Raw genomic sequence first — 20,480 nt, forward strand, 5'->3', positions numbered from 1 at the left:
CATTTTGTATCTATTAAGTTTTAAAGAGTATTTTGCCGCACATTATTTTTTCTAGACGGCATAGTTTTATGTATGAAAAAAAGCCGTCTGAAAAGTCAGGCGGCTTTTTTTACCTGGCTTTTTTATGCTGTTTTGTTGCGGTGGCGTATCCACCGATACAGCGGCAGCAATACCATAAGCAGAGACAAACCCCATAATACTTGGGTAATCGGACCGTGGAACAAGATACCGATATCGCCTTGTGAAATTGACAAAGCCCGGCGCAGGCTGGACTCCATCAGTTCGCCCAATACGTAACCCAGAATCAGTGCAGAAAGCGGGAAATTAAGCTTGCGCAGCACATAACCGAGAATACCCAATCCAACCATCAGAATCAGGTCGAAGGTTGTGCTGTGGATGGCATATACCCCTACGAAGCTTACTGCGGCAATCGCCGGAATCAGAATATAGTTGGGTACATTCAACATACGGGCGAACAGGCCTACCAACGGGATATTTAGCAGCAGCAAAATAATATTGCCGACAAACAAAGAAGCAATCAAACCCCAAACGATATCGGGCTGTTCGCTGAAAAGTTGGGGGCCGGGGGTGATGTTATACAGTGTTAGCGCGCCCATCATAACTGCCGTAGTACCGGAGCCGGGCACACCCAATGTCAGCATCGGAATGAACGAACCGCAGGCCGAAGCATTGTTGGCGGCTTCAGGAGCAGCGATGCCGCGCAAGTCCCCTTCGCCGAACTTACCGTTTTTGCCGGCCAGTTTTTTCTCGTTGGTATAAGTCATCGCGCTGGCAATAGTCGCTCCCGCTCCCGGCAGAATGCCGACTATGAAGCCGACAATACCGCTTCGAATCATCGCGCCGAAACTGAAGGCAAACTCTTTAAAGTTAAACAGGGAGCGCTTGCCTTGGCTGAGGATTTTTTGTCCGGTTGCCGTATGTTCCAGCATAATCAGGATTTCGCTGATGCTGAAAAAGCCGATCACGATGGTCGTAAACTGAATGCCGTCTGAAAGATTCACCGAATCAAAAGTAAAACGGTACACCCCTGTTACCGCATCTACACCGATAACGGCAAGGAAAAGACCGATAAGGGCGGCTACGGCGGTTTTGACAGGTTGGTCTCCGACCAAACCGCTCAAGCAGGTAATGGCAAATACCATCAATACGAAATATTCGGCAGGCCCGAAAGCGATTGCCCAGTTGGCCAGCAGCGGGGCAAATAACACCACGCCTACGGTTGCAATGGTGCTGCCGGTAAAGGAGCTGACGGCTGATAACGATAGGGCGATACCGGCCTTACCTTGTTTGGCCAGCGGATAGCCGTCGAGCGTAGACATAATGGCGGCGGCATCCCCCGGTACATTGATTAGAATGGCCGAAATACGGCCTCCGTATTCACAGCCGAGATAAACCGCAGCCAAAAGAATCAATGCAGACTCGGGCGGCAGGCCGAATGCATAGGCAAACGGCAGTAAAATAGCCACGCCGTTAATCGGCCCTAAGCCGGGTAGCATGCCGACAATTGTGCCGAGAAAAGCACCGATTAGTGCCAGCATCAGATTTTGCGGTTGCAGGGCGACCTCAAAACCGGACATCAGATAAGTTAGAATATCCATAAATCGTCCCTCCTTTTACATGCCAAAACCAGCAGGCAAAACAACATCGAGCAGGTTGTTGAATAAGAAAAACAAGCCGATACCCATTGCGATTCCGGAAACGATACAGGGTAGGGTTCTGCCGCCAAACAGTTTGCCTACCGCAAAAGCCATGAGCGCTGTAGCCAGTGGAAAGCCCAGCAATTCGAAAAAGACGGCATAAAGCAACATGGCCGCCAGACACAGTATCAGCTTGGTTATCAAATTCGGCGTGTGGCCCAGATCGATTTTTTCCTGTTTGGGGCGTACGGCCAAAAAAAGGGAACAGGCAGCCAGCAACGATAAAATCAATACGGGATAAGGACGCGGGCCAAGAGGGTCATAAGCGATAGGTGCGGTATAACCCCATGCCAGCCATAAGAAAAACAGCGAAGCTACCAAGAGCAATGCTGAAAAAATACGTTCGGCTCTCATAAATTACACTCCGAAAAGGTCGGTAATACAGGATATACGGCCGGTAATATCTTGATTACCGGCCGTATGCCGTCTGAAAACCAACCGCGGTTATTTGGTTTCCAATTCAAATTCTTTTGAAAGCGCGCGCATTTGTTCGGTAGTTTTCACTACGTATTGGGTGAGTTCGTCGCCTGTCATAGAGAAGGGCAGCAGGTCGCGTTGGGCGCGTAATTGCTCAAATGCCGGATCTTTCAGCATGGCATCAAAGTGGGTTTTCCACCATTGGAACGATTCTTCACTAACTTTCGGACCCATGTAATAACCGCGTATTACCGGCCATTCGACATCGTAGCCTTGCTCTTTGGCAGTCGGAATATCTTTAAGCTTGCCTTCCAAGCGCTCGGGTGCGAATACTGCCAACACACGCACTTTGCCGGATTCTATATGCGGACCCATCTCGGCAATACCGGCACTGACAACACTGATGTGGTTGCCCAATACGGCGGTAACGGCTTCACCACCGCCTTCTAATGCCACGTATGTCATGTCTTTGGGATTAACGCCGGCAGCTTTGGCAACCATGGCTGTTTGCAGCCAGTCTTGTCCGCCCACGCTACCGCCTGCGCCGAAGCTGATTTTTTTAGGATCAGCTTTGAGTGCCTCAACCAAGTCTTTCAGATTTTTAAGCGGAGAATCGGCGTTAACGGCCACCATGCCGTAATCGGTTCCCACGGCAGCCAGCCAACGTACATCTTTTTCCGTATATTGGCCGAATTTGCCTTGGGCGAGATTCAGTAACGAACCGGTAGAGAATGCGACAATCGCATCATTATTGGCAGGGTCATTGGCAACGATTTTGTTATAGGCCACCGCTCCCACGCCGCCCGGCATATAGGTTACCCGCATAGGTTTGTCGAGTTGTTTGGTTTCTTTGAGACCGCTTTGCGCCAATTTACAGGTTAAGTCAAAACCGCCACCCGGTTTGGCAGGGGCGATACATTCGGGCTTGGACGGTTCGCCATTTTGGGCTGCCTGCTTACTGCAACCTCCTAATGCGAATATGGCGGCTAAAACAGTTATTGTGAGTTTGGAAAGTTTGTTCGGCATCTCTTTATCTCCTGATAGTTTGGTATTGGAATGGACTATATTTAAATTAAATACAGATTTAGTATCTGACTTGGAATCAATAAAATTAAGCAAAGTTCAGTTTATTGTCAAGAAATTTAAGATTTTGTAAATTATGGCTGAGGTTGTTGGGAACAATTAACTGTTAAATGCTTATTTAAAAACTAAAAAGAATAGTTGATAGGCAAATATTAGAAAATAACCATAAATATTTATTCTATATAAATAAAAGTAAGGAAAAGGCCGTCTGAAATTTTCAGACGGCCTTTTTTAATATTTATTTAATATATTATCGTATGTGTTAACGGTAAAGCGTGGAGCCGTTGTGTATGAACTCTACTGATTTTTCCTGCATCCCTTTTTGCGCCTCGGCATAATCGCGCACCTCCTGTGTGATTTTCATCGAACAGAATTTAGGGCCGCACATTGAGCAGAAATGGGCGGTTTTTGCACCTTCGGCCGGCAATGTGGCGTCATGGAAGCTTTCGGCGCGTTCAGGATCGAGACTTAAGCGGAATTGATCGCGCCAGCGGAATTCGAAACGTGCTTTTGACAGGGCATTATCGCGCAGTTGCGCACCAGGCCAGCCTTTGGCCAAGTCGGCAGCGTGGGCAGCCAGTTTGTAAGTAATGATACCGGTGCGGACGTCTTCTTTATCGGGTAAGCCTAAATGCTCTTTGGGAGTAACGTAACACAGCATGGCCGTACCATACCAACCGATATTGGCTGCGCCGATGCCCGAAGTAATATGATCGTAGCTGGGAGCAATGTCGGTAACTAATGGGCCGAGGGTGTAAAAGGGTGCTTCGAAGCAGTGTTGCAATTCTTCGGTCATGTTTTGTTTGACGCGTTGCAACGGCACATGGCCGGGGCCTTCAATCATCACCTGTATATCGTGCCGCCACGCTTTTGCAGTGAGTTTGCCCAGTGTGTGTAGCTCGCTAAATTGTGCTTCGTCGTTGGAGTCGGCCACGCAGCCCGGACGCAGGCCGTCACCAAGGCTGAACGACACGTCGTAAGCCTTCATGATTTCGCAAATTTCATCAAAATGCGTATAGAGGAAGTTCTCTTGATGGTGTGCCAAACACCATTTGGCCATAATCGAACCGCCGCGCGAAACGATACCGGTGAGACGGTTGGCAGTGAGCGGTACATAGCGCAACAAAACGCCGGCATGGATGGTGAAGTAGTCGACACCTTGTTCGGCTTGTTCGATTAAAGTGTCGCGGAACAATTCCCACGTTAAATCTTCGGCGATACCGCCGGTTTTTTCCAAGGCTTGATAAATGGGTACGGTACCAATGGGTACGGGTGAGTTACGGATAATCCATTCCCTGGTTTCGTGAATGTGCGCGCCCGTAGATAAATCCATGATGGTGTCGGCTCCCCAGCGTAATGCCCAAACCATTTTCTCCACTTCCTCGGTGAGAGAGGAGGTGACGGCGGAATTGCCCAAGTTGCCGTTGATTTTGACGCGGAAATTACGCCCGATAATCATTGGTTCCAATTCGGGGTGGTTGATATTGGCGGGGATAATCGCACGGCCTGCGGCTACTTCGGCGCGCACGAACTCGGGAGTGATTTGATCGGGGTGTTGCGGCAGATTGGCACCGAATGCCTCGCCTTCGTGTTGTTTGATGATTTTGGCATAACGAGGGTCACGCCAGATTTGTTCGAGTTTGGACTGTTCGCGCAGAGCAACGAATTCCATTTCAGGTGTGATGATCCCGCGGCGGGCGTAGTGCATTTGAGTAACGTTATGTCCGGCTTTTGCCCGTAAAGGGCGGGTGATTTGGTTGAAGCGCAAATGAGCGGTTTGGGGATCGTGGGCGCGTTCTTGTCCGTATTCGCTGGAAAGCCCTGATAATTGCTCGGTATCACTGCGTTCCGTAATCCATGCACTGCGGATCTGCGGTAAGCCGTGCTTTAGATTGATGGCGGCAGAGGGATCACCGTAAAGTCCGCTGGTGTCGTAAACGGGGATAGGCGGATTGGTTTCGCGGCCGCGTTCGGTTACGGTGTCGTCTTGGCGGATTTCGCGTAGCGGCACTCGGATGTCGTTACGGCTTCCTTGCAAATAAATACGATCGGAATTGGGATAGGCAAAGCGGATCCCCAAATCTTGGCTCAGATTGTCTAATTGTTGTGATTCTGTGGGCTTGGCAGACATAAAAAACTCCTGTTTCTCTTTTGGATAAATAGAAACAGGAGCGTTGCAGATGTTTTCAGACGGCATAGAGAAAATGTATCAAAAGGCCGTCTGAAAAGAGTGGCAATTACGCTGAAACTTCCCACGCAAGTATTATCTTGTTCGGGTAATAAGGGTAACTCTCAGCCGCCCTCAGGCAGCACCCCTGTTTCGAGTGTTTTGATTAAAACACAGATTACAGGTAGTGGCAATAATTGAAGGTTTGCTTGAAATATCAGTAAAAACAATATTCGGTATTTAGGTTTTTATTGAAATAAAGTTTTTTAGTGGGTGTATTTAAATATGGTTGAAAACAGGGCTTTGGGGGGGCGTCAGAAAAGATTTTCAGAGGGTAAGCGGAAATTATCTCACTTGAAAAATATAGGAACCACACAGCCGATTTGTTGTTGCACGGTTTTGATTTATTTATATAATTTTTGACGGATACCCTGATGATATTTGCGATGGCTCAAGTTGGGTAATATTTTTGAAAGACATGCTTTGGTATTTAAAAATAAAAGGCCGTCTGAAGATTCAGGCGGCCTTTAATCTCTACTCTTTATCTCTACAAAAAGTTATTCATCGCTTGCTTTGTCTTGGCTACTACGGCGTGAAAATTGAATGCCGAGTTGTTTGAGTTTGCGGTAGAGATGTGTGCGTTCCAACCCTACTTTTTGAGCGACACGGCTCATATTTTGCCCTTCTTGGGCAATATGATATTCGAAATACCGACGTTCTAATTCTTCACGCAGCTCTCGTAAGGGCATATTGAAATTGAATCCGCCCACTAATTCGGAAGCGGGATTGGCAGTAGTAAATTGCCCTAAAATATTGTGTACGGCGCTTTCCTCTACTTCATCACCGTTACAAGTAAGAGCAAGGTTTTTCACAACGGTGCGCAGCTGTTCCAAGTTGCCGGGCCAGTCATACTGGCGCAGGATATTGAGAGCGGCCGTACTGAATTTTACCATCGGGATTTTTTGGGTTTCGGCCAACTCGGTCAATATTTGGTTGACGAGAAATACGATGTCGTCGGGTTGGCTGCGCAATGGAGGAATGCTGATATGTAGTGCCGAAAGTGTTTCTAGCAGCTTACCGTCATGGTTGGGGTTTTCAGCCAACTCTTCGGGGGAACGGCTGCTGGCGCAAATAATCCGTACATTGTGGCGGTCAGCTTTGCTCAACAGGAAATTAATACCTTGTTGTATGTTTTTACTGTATTGGGCGATGTCGCCTAGATACAAAATGCCGCCGGCAGCTTTTTGCAGTATTTCCAAAGGAATGTCTACAATGTGTTCGATTTTGCCTGGTTCAACCCATGCTGAGCCGTTTTTATGAAAATAACGTGCCACCAGTTCGAAAGGCGAACCGGTTTCTCCGGTAAGGAAAATGGCACCGTTTTGTTTGATGGCTTGTTCTAACGAACGGTTGAGTTCTTGGATCACGGGGCTGTTGCCCAGCTTGTCAAGAGATAAGCCGGAGGCAGCCTGCATTTCACCGTATTTCAGGGCGCGGTCAACAGTAGAGAGCAATTTTTGCAGGGAGATGGGTTTTTCCAAGAAATCCAATGCGCCGATCTTGGTGGCTTCGACGGCCGTATCAATACTGGCATGGCCGCTCATCATTACGACAGGCATATTCAGCTGGCCGTTTTTCGCCCATTCTTTCAATAGGGTAATACCGTCGCAGTCGGGCATCCAAATATCCAGCAATACCATTGCCGGGCGGGTTTGGTGGCGCAGGTGGCGTGCTTCTTCGGCATTTTCTGCCAAGGTAACGGTATAACCTTCATCTTGCAGGATTTCTGAAAGGAGGTCTCGTATACCGATTTCGTCATCTACAATTAATATGTCACTGCTTCGCATAAGTTTCTTCTACCAGTTCGGGTAAGGCTATTTTTACACATGCGCCGCCTTCAGTAGGATTACTCAAACTGATACGGCCGCAATGCTCTTCAATGATTTTTTTTACCACGGGCAAACCCAAGCCGGTGCCGGTGGGTTTGTCTGTCACATAGGGTTCAAAAGCATGCAGCAACATTTCTTTGCTGAAATGTTGGCCATTGTTACAGACTGTTATGATAACTTGTTTGTTCTCTGACCAGGTTTGGATTCGGGTATGCGGATCATCACTGTCTTCGGCAGCTTCGGCGGCATTTTTGAAGATATTATGTAACACCTGTCTAATGGCGCCCGTGTCAGCAGAAACCCATAACGGTATATTACTCAAGTTGGCAGAGAATGTACAAGAGCTACCCTCATAGAGCAACAAAACTTCTTCGATAATTTGATTTAGATTGAGTTTTTCGGGTTTGAGTGCCGGTGCGCGCGCATAATTCCGAAAAGCTTCTACCATTTCTTTAAGTGCTGCGACTTGTTTGACTATGGTGTCGGTCGAACGTTTCAAAATATTTGCATCATGCTCGTCTAGTTTGTTATGCAATTTCCATGCCAATCTTTCGGCCGCCAATTGTATCGGTGTGAGCGGATTTCGGATTTCATGGGCGAGACGTTTGGCAACTTCCCCCCATGCCGCATCTTTTTGCGCACGCACGAGTGCGGTAATGTCATCAAATACCATTACAATTCCGTTGTCATTATTGTCCGGTAGTGTGGTGGCTTTGGCTAACAGGATACGGGTGCTGTCAGGGGCTGTATAGGTAAGCTCTACCGTTTCGCCTGAAGCGGTGGTGCCGATGATGGTAGAGAATGTTTCTGCCAAAATTGCCTGCTGGGGTGACTGTTGGGGCCAATCGTGCCAATTGCTGCCCAAAAGATGTGCTAACGAAATACCTAAAATGTTTTCAGCACTTTTATTGTAGGTTTTCAGACGGCCTGAGTCGTCTGTAGTGATAACGCCTGTAGTCAGGCTTTCCAATACGCATTCCAAATAATGCCGGATTGCTTCTTGCTGGATGCGGTTACGTTCGCTGGCGGCTTGTGCGATGGCAAGCTGTTCTGTCATATGGTTGAACAGATGGGTGAGACGCCCCAGTTCGTCGTTGCGGAAAATAGGTCTTTTTTGACTGAAGTCACCTTGTGCTACGGTACGCGCCCCCTCGGCTAAGGAGAGAATCGGTTCGACAAAGCGTCGGGCAAAATACAGAGCCCATACCAAGGCCAGCATAATCGCCAAGAGCGTGGCCATCAGCAAGGTAGCCAGAAAAAATGTTTGCAAGCCGCGCTTGGCATAGCTTAATTCGGCATATTTGGCGCGGGCGGCTTCAATAAGCATGGCATCTTTGGCTACATTAGCCGGAATAGGTTGGCGGAAAAACAATACTGATTGTTTGCCTACGCCGGGCAAAGGTAACCAGCCCTGGGCATAAAGTATATTATTGATGGTTTCGATGCTTCTTACCGAACCGGCTTGTTCAAGTAGGTTTAATAATGTGTCGTCTGTTACAGGAGCAGGTAAGCTTTGAGGGTTGATTTCGGTAGTGATACGCTTGGCAGTAGTATCGTAAACTACAAGTTGGCTGAACTCTCCCTCTTTGGCACTATCGCTTAGAATTTGCTTGAGGTTGGCGCCCAATGGTGCGCTGCTGATCAGGTTCACCTGAACCGCTGCGGCTTTGCGGACATTGTTGTCAAGAGCCAGGTTGAGGGCGGATTTACTCAGATTGAGACTTCGCTCGAGAGCCTCCTGCGTATCGTTGCCAAACCAAGAATCGATACTGTTGGAAATAAATTGGGCAGATACGCCGAATAGGAACAAGCCCGGTAGTACAGCTACTAATGTAAACATGCCGGCCAGCCGGCGGGCGATTTTAGAGCCTAAAATGCCATGTTGGTTGTCACGTAGCAGAAGCCAAACATAGCGTATCAAGATGCCCAATAAAAAAATGGTCAGCAGGGCACTGATTGTGATGATCCACCAGAAATAATCGGCTAATCTGCTGTTGTTTCCCGTAGCCAGGGTCAGGGTGTATAACAAGATAACGGCTAGTAAGCCGGCAATCAGCAGAAAGCGGCGCATCGGTTTATTCCTGTGTGATACTCAATGCTTTCCAACCTGAATCAAGTTGCCAGCTTCTTGAAGTTAGGGCATTGATTTGGAAGGGTTTGGGGAGTTGCGAGGTGCTCAGGCTCAGTCGGATGTCGGCGCGCGCATCTTGAGCGGATACGCCTTGGAGACTGCCTTTGCCCATAACTTGCCAGTTGGCAATCGCACCGATACCGCGTAAGGCTGTGTCTAATGAATTGTATTCTGTGGAGAAGGTTCCGACACTCACTCGGTAGCGGTTGGTTAGGGGGTGATATGAGAGTTTGTATTGCACGCTGTTGTCGCTGCTTACCAATTGGCCAAGGCGGAAGCGATAGGCGGGAATAGTGGGTGCGGTCAGCTGATAGGTAAGGGTGAAGGTAAGTGGTACGCCTTGGGTTAATGCCTGTTTGAGCTGATCGGGTAATTCGGTGTTAAAGCGGCTGCTGATGGAAAGCTGGCCGCTGCCCGTAAGTTTGGCTTGTGCGCGGGTAACGGTAATCCCTTCCGCTGCCGCCTGAAAAGAGACGGCCAGCAGAATAATCTGAAGCAGGAACCTACTGTTTCTGGATAAGCGCGTAATAAAAGCCATCTTGGTGGTGGTTAGGTAAGTACATATGCGTTTCGATACATTTCGCATCGGCATGACGGTTTAAAAAATTTTGTAATTGACGGCTATTTTCTTCTTCAAAAATAGAACAGGTTGCTAATAACATTCTGCCGTTTTTTGTCAGGGTTTGCCATAGGGCGTCTAATAATGTTTCTTGCTGGCGCGCAGTTTTTCCTGCATCTCCGGGGCGGCGGAGCCATTTTATATCCGGATTACGGCGGGCGACTCCCGAGGCAGTGCAGGGAACATCAGCCAATATGGCATCAAATTTTTCACCATCATACCATGTGTCCAGGTTTTGTGCGTCGGCACAGATAAGTTTGGTATTTTTAAAGCCTAAACGTTCAATATTACTTTCCACTCTTGATAGTCTTACGGGATCTATATCGAGTGCGGTAATGTTGCAGTCAGCCAGTTCGAGCAGATGGCCTGTTTTACCGCCGGGAGCGGCGCATGCATCGAGAATACGCTCGCCGTCTTTGGGGTTGAGCAGGTAGGCGGCTTTTTGCGCACCGAAATCCTGAACGGATACGAGGCCGTCTGAAAAACCGGGAATGCGTCCGACCGGTAGTGCTTCGGCCAGTTTGACGGCATATTCATCCAATACTTTGGCTTGGATGCCTGCTTCGGCAAGTTTTTCAGTATATGCTTCGGCATTACTGTGGCGACGGTTAACGCGTAAGGTCATCGGCGGGTGTGCTTGCAGGGCGGTGGTGATATTGTGCCAATGCTTTGGGTAATGTTGTTGTAGATAGGCAATCCACCAAGCGGGCAGGTTGTGTTTGGCGACATCGTCTTTTTTGCATGCCGCAGCCAGCTTTTCGCGCTCGCGTAAAAAGCGCCGTAAGATGGCATTGGCAAATGAGCGGAATTGTCCTTTGCCGATTTTGGCAATACTTTCAACGGCTTCATTAACGACGGCATGAGGCGCATTACGGGTATAGTGCAGTTGGTACATGGCGGCCAAAAGCAGGCTTTCGAGCGGCTGGTGGGTGATGGGTTTGTTGAGCATTTGCGCCAACATGAAACGCAGGCTCCCCGCATACCTCTGTACGCCGTAGGCAATATCTTGTAAAGCGCCGCTTTCCTGTGCGCTTAGATCGGGGTGGGCGGCACGTATTTCGGATAAGGTGTCTTGCAGGTTACGTCCTTCGGCAACAGCAGTGATGCTTTGTGCCGCCAGTTGCTGGGCCAGTGCCATACTCATAATTGTGTGCCTTTTTCAATCGTACGCCCTGCTGCAAAGGCGGAAATGTTCATGCGTTTACTACCCGCAGGCTGCAATTCTGTAATTTTCAGTGCGTTTTCACCGCAGGCAATAATCAGGCCGTCTGAATTAAATGCTAAAACTTCACCGGCTTTTCCGTTTTGTGTGGCGACTTCGGCTTGCCAAATTTTTAGTGGTTTGCCTTGGTAATCAATCCAGGCGACAGGAACGGGATTAAATGCACGGATTTTACGTGCGATGGTTTCGGCCGGCTCATGCCAATTGATTTTAGCATCTTCTTTGCTTAACTTTTGAGCATAGGTAATGCCTTGTTCGGCTTGCGGAATGCTTTTCAGGCGGCCTTCTTTCTGTAATTGTTGTAAATCAGCAACGATTGCATGAGCACCAATTTGCGCTAATGCATCATGTACTTCTGTTACGGTGTCGGTATCGCCGATGGTGTAACGGTGTTCGCTAATCACGGCGCCTGTATCTAATCCGACATCCATCTGCATGATACAGACGCCGGTTTCTGTATCTCCTGCTTCGATAGCGCGTTGGATAGGTGCGGCACCGCGCCAACGGGGCAGTAGCGAGGCATGGATGTTCAGGCAGCCGTGCGTGGGAATATTTAAGACGGCTTCGGGCAAGATAAGGCCGTAGGCGGCAACAACCATTACGTCGGCATTTTGCTCTCGTAGCAGATTTTGCGCTTCTTCGTTACGTAAGGAGGCAGGCTGGGCAACCTTAAGCCCAAGTTCGAGGGCGGCTTGTTTGACAGGGCTGGCCTGTAGTTGCATGCCGCGGCCTTTAGGACGGTCGGGCTGGGTAAGAACCAGAGGAATTTCAAAACCTGCGGCGGCAATGGCCTTCAGGGCATGGGCAGCGAAGTCGGGTGTGCCTGCGAATATTACTTTCATATTTGGATGGCCGTCTGAAAAATCGGTTAGAGATCGTGTTTGGCACGTTTTTTTAATTTGGTTTTGATACGGTTTTGTTTGAGGTTGGAAAGGTACTCGACAAATACCCGTCCCATCAGGTGGTCGAGTTCATGCTGGATGCAGATGGCGAGCAACCCGTCGGCTTCGAGAGTGAATTTTTCACCATTTTCATTGAGTGCCTCAACGGTTACGCGTTCGGCGCGAGTTACGATGTCGTAAATGCCGGGGACTGAAAGACAACCTTCTTCATAAGTGGTTTCGCCGTCTTTGTGGGTAATGACGGGGTTGATAAATACGCGCGGTTCGCTGTGGTCTTCGGTTAAATCCATGACAACTACGCGTTCGTGTACATCGACTTGGGTAGCGGCTAAACCTATGCCATGAGAGGCATACATGGTTTCAAACATATCAGCAACCAAAGTTTTGATGCGGTCGTCGATTTCGGTTACCGGTTTGGCTACGGTATGCAAGCGTTCGTCGGGGTATTTTAAGATATTTAATAAAGCCATAATATTCTCATTTAAGGTGTTGCGTGCGTGGCAATTGTCGGGTTTTAAAGGCCGTCTGAAAATACTTTAAGTTATGATGACAAGTATTTTCAGTGTTAGAATACGATATTCCCGCCGAAATTTCTCAGCAGCTCGGATTCGGCGTAATTTTGTAATTTTAATGATGACAGTTTGATTGTTTTCAAGGGGAACGTCATGCAGAAACGTATTATAACCTTGCTTTGTGCTGTTGGCTTGGCAATTTCCATGCCTGTGTCGGCCGCCGAACTAAAAATCCGCCCTGATGCTCCGACCCGCTATACGGTAAAACCGGGTGATACTTTGTGGGGAATCTCGGGGCGTTATCTTTATACGCCGTGGCAATGGAACAAGCTTTGGGGTGCTAACCGCAGCGAAATCCGCAACCCTCATCGGATTTATCCTGGTCAAGTATTGGTATTGCAATATGTAAACGGTCAGCCGCGCCTAGGCTTTGACAGCGCATCTTATTCCGATGGTATTCCGACTGTAAAACTAACACCGCGTGTTCGCGAGATGTCGGCGGGTTACGGCATCCAAACGGTTAATGTTAATTTATACCGTATTTTTATGCAGCATCCGCAAGTGATTCCGCAAATGCAAACCCAAGATGCGCCGCGTTTGATTGAAGGTCCGGATAACCGTATGCTCTATAGCAGGGGAGACCGTGTCTATGCTTACGGGGTGAAAGAACCAGGCCGTTATTTGGTATACCGCGCACGTAAAGATATTTTGGATCCGGAAACACAAAAATATCTTGGGCAGGAGGTGGTATTTAGCGGTATTGTCAGCACCCTGCCTTATACGAACAGCGCTTTGGACACCCGTAGCGAAAAAGATACGGACTATCTTTCTGAAAACGAATACTATACCCGAGTACATCCTTTAGTGAAGGTACCAACCCAAACGGCGCAACCGATGGTGGTGGAAGAGGCTGTATCCGAAATCCGCAAAGGTGATTTTCTATTGAAAATGACTGACGAAGGCGATAGTTTCCAAATGATGCCGCATGCCCCCGAGCAGCCGGTTGATGCGCGTGTGGTGTCTATTTTTGACGGTATCGGCGAAGCGGGGCAGTTCCAAACGATCACGCTTAATCGCGGTGAGGCCGACGGTTTGGATAAGGGAACGGTTTTGAGTCTTTATAAGCGCGGTCGTCAAGTGAAATTGGATTTGGAAGAAAACGCCAAAGGGCGCCGAAGTGTTGCAAAATATGTGTCGATTCCCGCTGAAGAGGTTGGTTTGGCAATGGTATACCGAACCGGCGAAAACTTGGCCTCCGCTATTATTTTAGAAACCAAAACCAACATCAGTATTGGTGATGTGGTGGCCGAACCGGGTCGGGATTTGGACAATATGTTACAAGATGGCCGTCATGTGAAAAACGAGCCGCAAGAATCACATAGTTACGAATACAACCAATACAATATTAAAAGCAATATTCGTTCGGATTAATTAGTTTGTAATACGAAAGGCCGTCTGAAATTCAGACGGCCTTTTTTATTTACATTCACTACGCATATTTAAAGTATAATATAACTTTAGTTATATATGGCAAATAAATAAAAATCCATGTACTATTTCATAATAGTTATTTGATTTTTTTAAATATAATTTAAATTATTGGTTGTTGGTAGATATAGGGGAATATTATCGAACCTTGGCGGATATATTTATTCTGAATGAACCAGCAATTTTTGATAATTAAATGTTAAAAAATAATACTTGGGGGAAAAGTATGGATCTTATGGAACGGGAATCGTGGGTAAGATTGGCGCTCACTCCTTACATAGGAGCGGAGCGCTTTTTGGCTTTACTTAAGCGTTTTGGAAGTGCTTCTGCTGCTTTGTCCGCACCATTGGTCCAAGTGCGCGATATTTTGAATCATAGGTTGGCCGAGCAAGCATGGGACGATGCGCAGGGGAAAGCACAAAGGGCGGCAGAAGCCGCTTTAAAGTGGGAAGATCAGGATGGATGCCGTTTAATGCTGCTATGCGACGAAGATTACCCGTCAATTTTGACTGAAGGGATTACTCCTCCTCCTTTACTTTTCTTGCGGGGAAACCAGGATTATTTGCATTGTTCTGCGGTGGCCATTGTCGGCAGCCGCCATGCGACACCTCAGGCCATGAGGATTGCGCGTGATTTTGCCGAAGAATTGAGCGGTTGCGGTGTTGTTGTGGTATCAGGTATGGCAGCGGGGATTGATACTGCCGCGCATCAGGGGGCACTTAAACGGAGCGGCGGTACGATAGCCATATGGGGCACAGGTATGGATTTCATCTATCCGCGTAGTAATCAGGCTTTGGCTTATCAAATAGCCGAGCAGGGATTAATTATCAGTGAGTTTCCGCTAGGTACACGTTCTCTTGCCGGGAATTTCCCGCGTCGTAATCGTATTATCGCCGCTTTGGCACAGGCAACATTGGTTGTGGAGGCGGCTCCCGAATCAGGTTCGTTGATCACCGCACGTTTGGCGGCAGAAATGGGGAGGGAGGTAATGGCCGTTCCAGGTTCAATTGATAATCCCCGCAGCAAAGGTTGTCATAAGCTGATTAAAGAGGGTGCTAAATTAGTAGAGTGTTTAGATGATATTGTGCAAGAGTGCCCCCGGCTGTTGCAAAAACAGCTGATGTCATCATATTCTGTATATAAGCAAAGCTACAGCGAAACAGAATCGGCTGTGCAGCAACCATCTAGTGTATCGACACCTAGTCCCGCATCAATTAATGTAGAAATGAATTCTAAGGCTGATGCACTATTGGATGCTATGGGTTATGATGCAGTCCATCCCGATAGTTTGGCACTGGCAACAAGCTTGCCGGCAGATGAGATTTATGCACGCCTGCTTGAGTTGGAATTAGAAGGCGTGATCGCATCTATGCCGGGTGGGCGTTACCAACGTATAAAGAGAAATCATTAAGGAAATATAATGGCAGAAATGGCTGAGGTCATCGCCTTTTTAATTGAACAGTATCAGGATTTTGAGGCTTGCCCGCCTCCTGATGACTTAGGGCGGATTTTAGAAGATGTGGGTTTTGATGAAGCACAAATCCATAATGCCCTGATGTTATTAGGCGTGTTGTCCGATAGTGAAGGATCTACGGTTCATGCATATCGTTCTGATGCCTTACGTATCTATACTGCGGAAGAGGCGGATGTGTTACCCTCGGACGTGATGGGCTTGCTACATTTCTTGCAAGCCGAAGGTGCGGTAAATGGGGAGCAGCGTGAGTTTGTAATTCATGCTCTTTTGCATATGCCGCCGGAAGAAATTACGGTGGATATGGCTAAGGTGTTAACCTTGCTGGTGTTGTGGGCGCATAAATCAGAACTTCCGGTATTGATTGGTGATGAATTGATGATGGCACTGCACGGTAAAGCCGTGATGCATTAAATTTAGGTCAGGCGTCGCCTAAATACAGATAATTTCAGACGGTCTAGGTATATAAAAAGGCCGTCTGAAACCAAATTGGGTACAAGCAAAATCAAGTATTTAAAGTGCATTGGCGAAAATACCGCTGCTGTGATTGATTTGATTATATTAAAGATGTGAGTTGCGCTGCTTGATATTTCCTTGTAAAGATAAAGCAACTCCGAACGAAGAAACCTGAGAACAGAGAATGGCTAAAAAATTATTGATTGTTGAATCACCTTCAAAAGCCAAAACATTGAAAAAATATTTAGGCAGTGATTTTGAAATCCTTGCCTCTTATGGTCATGTGAGAGATTTGGTGCCGAAAAACGGGGCCGTTGATCCTGACAATGATTTTGCAATGAAATATCAATTGGTGGCTCGAAACAGTAAGCATGTCGATGCTATTGTGGCTGCGGCTAAAGAGGCCGAAAGCTTGTATCTCGCAACCGACCCGGATAGGGAAGGTGAGGCTATCTCTTGGCATTTGCAGGAAATTCTAAAAAGCAAGCGCGGTTTGAAAAATATCAAACCGCAGCGAGTAGTGTTTCATGAAATCACCAAAAATGCCGTTTTGGATGCGATTGCGAATCCTCGTGAATTAGAGGTTAACTTAGTCGATGCCCAACAGGCACGACGTGCGTTGGATTATTTGGTTGGTTTTAATCTTTCTCCGCTGTTGTGGAAAAAAATCCGTCGAGGCCTATCTGCTGGGCGTGTGCAAAGCCCAGCCTTGCGTTTGATTTGTGAGCGCGAAAACGAAATTAAAGCATTTGAAGAGCAAGAGTATTGGAGTATTCACTTAGATAGTCATAAAGGCCGCGGTAAGTTTACGGCTAAATTGGCACAATATAAAGGCGAAAAAGTTGAGCAGTTTACATTTGTCGATGAGGCTGCTCAGGCGGGAGTATTGAAAAATCTTGAGGGATTTGATGCCCAAGTTGTTGGCGTAGAAAAGAAAAAACGCAGTCGAAATCCTTCGGCCCCTTTTACTACCTCTACTATGCAACAGGACGCAGTCCGTAAGCTAGGTATGACAACCGACCGCACTATGCGTACCGCACAGCAATTGTATGAAGGTATAGATGTCGGGCAAGGGGCAATCGGTTTGATTACCTATATGCGTACCGATAGCGTAACGCTGTCTGATGAAGCGCTCACCGAAATCCGCCATTACATTGAAAATAAAATAGGTAAGGATTATCTTCCCAGTAGTGCCAAACAATATAAAACTAAGTCGAAAAATGCCCAAGAGGCACATGAGGCTATCCGTCCGACATCGGTATACCGTACCCCTGAAAGCGTAAAACCTTTTTTGAGTGCAGATCAATTCAAATTATATCAAATGATTTGGCAGCGCACTGTCGCTTGTCAGATGGCTCCGGCTAAGTTTGATCAAACTACAGTTGATATTGCTGTAGGTGAAGGTGTGTTCCGCGTAACCGGCCAAGTACAGACATTTGCAGGTTTTCTGAGCGTTTACGAAGAAGGTACTGATGAAGGTAATGAAGGTGAAGATGAGAAAAAGTTGCCTGAAATGAAAGAAGGCGACAAGTTGCCGGTTGACCGCCTTTATGGAGAGCAGCATTTCACCAGCCCGCCTCCGCGTTATAACGAAGCGACTTTGGTGAAAGCATTGGAAGAATTCGGGATTGGTCGCCCTTCTACTTATGCCAGTATTATTTCAACGTTAAAAGAACGTGAATATGTTACGCTCGATCAAAAACGTTTTATGCCTACGGATACTGGAGATATCGTCAACAAATTCTTAACCGAGCATTTCGCCCAGTACGTTGATTACCATTTTACCGCTAAGCTTGAAGACCAATTAGATGATATTGCTAACGGTAAACGCAAGTGGGTGCCGGTCATGAGCCAGTTTTGGAAAGGCTTCAGTAAACAAGTTGAAGAAAAAGAAGGTATCGAGCGAGCTAAATTTACAACCGAAGAGTTGGATGAGATCTGTCCTAAATGCGGCAACCACAAATTGCAAATCAAATTTGGGCGTATGGGGAGGTTTGTTGCCTGCGCGGGTTACCCCGAATGTAGTTATACCCGTAATGTTAATGAAAATGCGGAACAGGCGGCGGAACGTATAGCCAAAGAAGCTGAGGAGCAGGCCGAATTAGACGGATGTGAATGCCCGAAATGCGGAGGTGGTTTAGTATATAAATACAGTCGAACCGGCAGTAAATTTATCGGGTGTTCAAACTATCCGAAGTGTAAGCATATAGAACCTTTAGAGAAGCCTAAAGATACTGGTGTTGCTTGCCCGCAATGTCAAAAGGGCCACTTGGTTGAGCGGAAGTCGCGCTATGGCAAATTGTTTTATAGTTGTAGCACTTATCCTGATTGTAACTATGCAACATGGAATCCGCCGATTGCGGAGTCTTGTCCAAAGTGTAATTGGCCGGTGTTGACGATTAAGACAACGAAACGTTGGGGAGTTGAAAAGGTTTGCCCGCAGAAAGAGTGTGGTTGGAAAGAACAGATAGAAGCTCCTGAATCGAAAGAATAAATAACCACGTATTATAAGGCCGTCTGAAATTTCAGACGGCCTCGTTGTGAAAGCAGTATGCCAGTAAAAATTGGTAAGTAATTTTTCAATATGAAATATGAGGGGTTGATGAATGTGCTAAATAGTGCATCAAACTGTTTGGCAGGCAAAAGCCCCTTTCTGATTCGTTGTTTAAGCGAGTAGTTTATTATGAAAAATATTAAACATAACAATCAAGTGCGAATTATTGGAGGCCAGTGTAGAGGGAGGAAATTAAATTTTTCTGATGCAGAGGGATTGCGCCCTACCCCAGATATGGTGAGGGAGAAGTTGTTTAATTGGTTAGGACAGGATTTAACTAACAAGCGTGTTTTAGATCTTTTTAGTGGTAGCGGAGCTCTTGGCTTTGAAGCCGCATCTCGTTGTGCCAATACAGTGGTGATGGTAGAAAAGAATCAGAAAACTGCCGCACAGTTACGAAAAAGCATAGTGGATTTGCAACTGCATCAAGTCGAAATAGTATGTGCAGACGGGTTAGATTATTTAAAAAGACCTACTATAGGAAAATTTGATATGGTGTTTTTAGACCCTCCGTTCAGCTGGTCTCGGTGGCCATTGCTATTTAACTTGCTAAACAACTGCTTGAACGAGGATGCCATGGTATATATTGAGGCGGGGAGCTTTCCGGAATTGCCTGGATATTTGCAAGCGTACCGTCAAGGGCGGTCTGGGAAAAGTTTTTTTGAGTTATTAATCTATAGCGGCAAGTGACTGAATAAATAGCATTTAATAACTATTCTCAAATTGAAATAATCATTAAATCGAGCTATTGGCTAGTTAGAATATGATATAATCCACCGTTAATCGGTTTTGAATTATTTCTATAAAAAGGAAAAGCAATGTCGCTTTTTATTACAGACGAATGCATTAATTGTGATGTATGCGAGCCAGAGTGCCCTAATGATGCTATCTATCAGGGTGAGGAAATTTACGAAATTAACCCTAATTTGTGTACTCAATGTGTGGGGCATTACGATGAGCCTCAATGTCAGCAGGTGTGTCCGGTTGATTGTATTTTAGTGGATGAAGAGAATCCGGAGACTCCGGAGCAACTTCAGGCTAAATATGAACGCATCGTGGCGGAAAAATAAATTATTTAAAAATATTGAGTTATAAAGTTTCTTTGTTGAAATTTAAAAAACATACTTGACGTGTGTTTTAAGAGTCTATATTATTGCGTTTCTCTTTTGGAGGGATTCCCGAGCGGTCAAAGGGGGCAGACTGTAAATCTGTTGCGTAAGCTTCGAAGGTTCGAATCCTTCTCCCTCCACCAAAATCCAATCTAGTTTTGGAGCAGAGAAACTGGTAAGTATGCGGGTGTAGCTCAATGGTAGAGCAGAAGCCTTCCAAGCTTACGGTGAGGGTTCGATTCCCTTCACCCGCTCCAAATTACAGCATAGAATGCCCATGTAGCTCAGGGGTAGAGCACTCCCTTGGTAAGGGAGAGGTCGGCAGTTCAAATCTGCCCATGGGCACCATCAAGATTATAAATTTATCCAAACTTAAAGCTTAGGAATAGGAAGATTGCCATGGCTAAAGAAAAATTCGAGCGGAGCAAACCGCACGTAAACGTTGGCACCATCGGTCACGTTGACCATGGTAAAACCACTCTGACTGCTGCCCTGACCACCATTTTGGCTGAAAAATTCGGCGGTCAAGCCAAAGGTTACGACCAAATTGACAATGCCCCGGAAGAGAAAGCCCGTGGTATTACCATTAACACTTCTCACGTAGAATATGAAACCGAAACCCGCCACTACGCACACGTAGACTGCCCGGGTCACGCCGACTATGTGAAAAACATGATTACCGGTGCCGCTCAAATGGACGGCGCTATCTTGGTAGTATCTGCTGCCGATGGTCCTATGCCGC

At 46.9% G+C, this 20,480-nt stretch carries 17 protein-coding genes, 3 tRNA genes and 1 riboswitch; of the genes, 10 read left to right on the forward strand and 10 right to left on the reverse strand.

The annotated features are described in order from the left end of the window. Window positions 1-122 precede the first annotated feature (122 nt). From ACEPPX_RS08500 to def, 10 genes are all read right to left on the reverse strand, one after another. The gene (locus tag ACEPPX_RS08500; RefSeq protein ID WP_416623666.1) at window positions 123-1,619 is read right to left on the reverse strand and encodes a tripartite tricarboxylate transporter permease; all 1,497 of its coding nucleotides are present in this window, start codon (window positions 1,617-1,619) and stop codon (window positions 123-125) included. A 15-nt stretch (window positions 1,620-1,634) separates the two neighbouring features. Continuing rightward, window positions 1,635-2,072, reverse strand: a complete 438-nt coding sequence (locus ACEPPX_RS08505; protein WP_416623667.1) for a tripartite tricarboxylate transporter TctB family protein — start codon at window positions 2,070-2,072, stop codon at window positions 1,635-1,637. A 90-nt stretch (window positions 2,073-2,162) separates the two neighbouring features. Then, complete coding sequence (locus tag ACEPPX_RS08510; protein ID WP_047760877.1) at window positions 2,163-3,161, reverse strand: Bug family tripartite tricarboxylate transporter substrate binding protein; 999 nt, start codon at window positions 3,159-3,161, stop codon at window positions 2,163-2,165. Window positions 3,162-3,480: 319 nt separating this feature from the next. Next, entirely contained in the window at window positions 3,481-5,349 is a 1,869-nt protein-coding gene (gene thiC / locus ACEPPX_RS08515; protein ID WP_416623668.1) for a phosphomethylpyrimidine synthase ThiC, read from the reverse strand. Between the two features lie 101 nt (window positions 5,350-5,450). Further along, window positions 5,451-5,545: riboswitch (TPP riboswitch) on the reverse strand. Window positions 5,546-5,942: 397 nt separating this feature from the next. After that, window positions 5,943-7,232, reverse strand: a complete 1,290-nt coding sequence (locus ACEPPX_RS08520; RefSeq protein ID WP_416623669.1) for a sigma-54-dependent transcriptional regulator — start codon at window positions 7,230-7,232, stop codon at window positions 5,943-5,945. Beyond that, window positions 7,219-9,345: an ATP-binding protein gene (locus ACEPPX_RS08525; RefSeq protein ID WP_416623670.1), complete on the reverse strand. Its 2,127-nt coding sequence runs from the start codon at window positions 9,343-9,345 to the stop codon at window positions 7,219-7,221. The genes ACEPPX_RS08520 and ACEPPX_RS08525 overlap by 14 nt, the downstream gene beginning before the upstream one ends. A 4-nt stretch (window positions 9,346-9,349) precedes the next feature. Beyond that, on the reverse strand, window positions 9,350-9,943 hold the full coding sequence (locus ACEPPX_RS08530; RefSeq protein ID WP_416623671.1) for a DUF4390 domain-containing protein: 594 nt from the start codon (window positions 9,941-9,943) through the stop codon (window positions 9,350-9,352). After that, entirely contained in the window at window positions 9,909-11,168 is a 1,260-nt protein-coding gene (gene rsmB, locus ACEPPX_RS08535) for a 16S rRNA (cytosine(967)-C(5))-methyltransferase RsmB (protein WP_416623672.1), read from the reverse strand. The genes ACEPPX_RS08530 and rsmB overlap by 35 nt, the downstream gene beginning before the upstream one ends. Then, window positions 11,165-12,088 carry a methionyl-tRNA formyltransferase gene (gene fmt, locus ACEPPX_RS08540; protein ID WP_416623673.1) on the reverse strand — a complete coding sequence of 308 codons (924 nt, stop codon included), beginning with the start codon at window positions 12,086-12,088 and terminating at the stop codon, window positions 11,165-11,167. Before fmt ends, rsmB begins: the two co-directional genes overlap by 4 nt. 26 nt (window positions 12,089-12,114) lie before the next feature. Beyond that, on the reverse strand, window positions 12,115-12,618 hold the full coding sequence (def, locus tag ACEPPX_RS08545) for a peptide deformylase (protein ID WP_047761916.1): 504 nt from the start codon (window positions 12,616-12,618) through the stop codon (window positions 12,115-12,117). 195 nt (window positions 12,619-12,813) lie between these two features. Here def and ACEPPX_RS08550 point away from each other — a divergent pair, with 195 nt between their 5' ends. The 10 genes from ACEPPX_RS08550 to ACEPPX_RS08595 form a co-directional block, all read left to right on the forward strand. Further along, on the forward strand, window positions 12,814-14,091 hold the full coding sequence (locus ACEPPX_RS08550) for a LysM peptidoglycan-binding domain-containing protein (RefSeq protein ID WP_416623674.1): 1,278 nt from the start codon (window positions 12,814-12,816) through the stop codon (window positions 14,089-14,091). A 283-nt stretch (window positions 14,092-14,374) separates the two neighbouring features. After that, a complete protein-coding gene (dprA, locus tag ACEPPX_RS08555) occupies window positions 14,375-15,559 on the forward strand; it encodes a DNA-processing protein DprA (RefSeq protein ID WP_416623675.1) in 1,185 nt (394 codons plus the stop codon). A gap of 18 nt (window positions 15,560-15,577) precedes the next feature. Then, window positions 15,578-16,033, forward strand: a complete 456-nt coding sequence (locus ACEPPX_RS08560) for a DUF494 family protein (RefSeq protein WP_047761922.1) — start codon at window positions 15,578-15,580, stop codon at window positions 16,031-16,033. Between the two features lie 226 nt (window positions 16,034-16,259). Beyond that, a complete protein-coding gene (topA, locus tag ACEPPX_RS08565) occupies window positions 16,260-18,569 on the forward strand; it encodes a type I DNA topoisomerase (RefSeq protein ID WP_416623676.1) in 2,310 nt (769 codons plus the stop codon). A gap of 189 nt (window positions 18,570-18,758) precedes the next feature. Further along, window positions 18,759-19,319, forward strand: coding sequence for a 16S rRNA (guanine(966)-N(2))-methyltransferase RsmD (gene rsmD, locus ACEPPX_RS08570; protein WP_047761920.1), 561 nt, complete (start codon window positions 18,759-18,761; stop codon window positions 19,317-19,319). A 128-nt stretch (window positions 19,320-19,447) separates the two neighbouring features. Continuing rightward, on the forward strand, window positions 19,448-19,699 hold the full coding sequence (locus tag ACEPPX_RS08575; RefSeq protein ID WP_047761921.1) for a YfhL family 4Fe-4S dicluster ferredoxin: 252 nt from the start codon (window positions 19,448-19,450) through the stop codon (window positions 19,697-19,699). A gap of 98 nt (window positions 19,700-19,797) precedes the next feature. Beyond that, window positions 19,798-19,881, forward strand: a tRNA-Tyr gene (locus ACEPPX_RS08580). A 40-nt stretch (window positions 19,882-19,921) separates the two neighbouring features. After that, window positions 19,922-19,995 (forward strand) — tRNA-Gly (locus ACEPPX_RS08585). A 16-nt stretch (window positions 19,996-20,011) separates the two neighbouring features. Continuing rightward, window positions 20,012-20,086 (forward strand) — tRNA-Thr (locus ACEPPX_RS08590). A gap of 51 nt (window positions 20,087-20,137) precedes the next feature. Beyond that, window positions 20,138-20,480: GTP-binding protein (locus tag ACEPPX_RS08595; RefSeq protein WP_416623677.1), on the forward strand; the 343-nt coding region annotated here is incomplete at its 3' end.

The sequence above is a fragment of the Neisseria sp. S1 genome (genome assembly GCF_048060015.1).
In the GTDB taxonomy this organism is placed as follows: domain Bacteria; phylum Pseudomonadota; class Gammaproteobacteria; order Burkholderiales; family Neisseriaceae; genus Neisseria; species Neisseria arctica.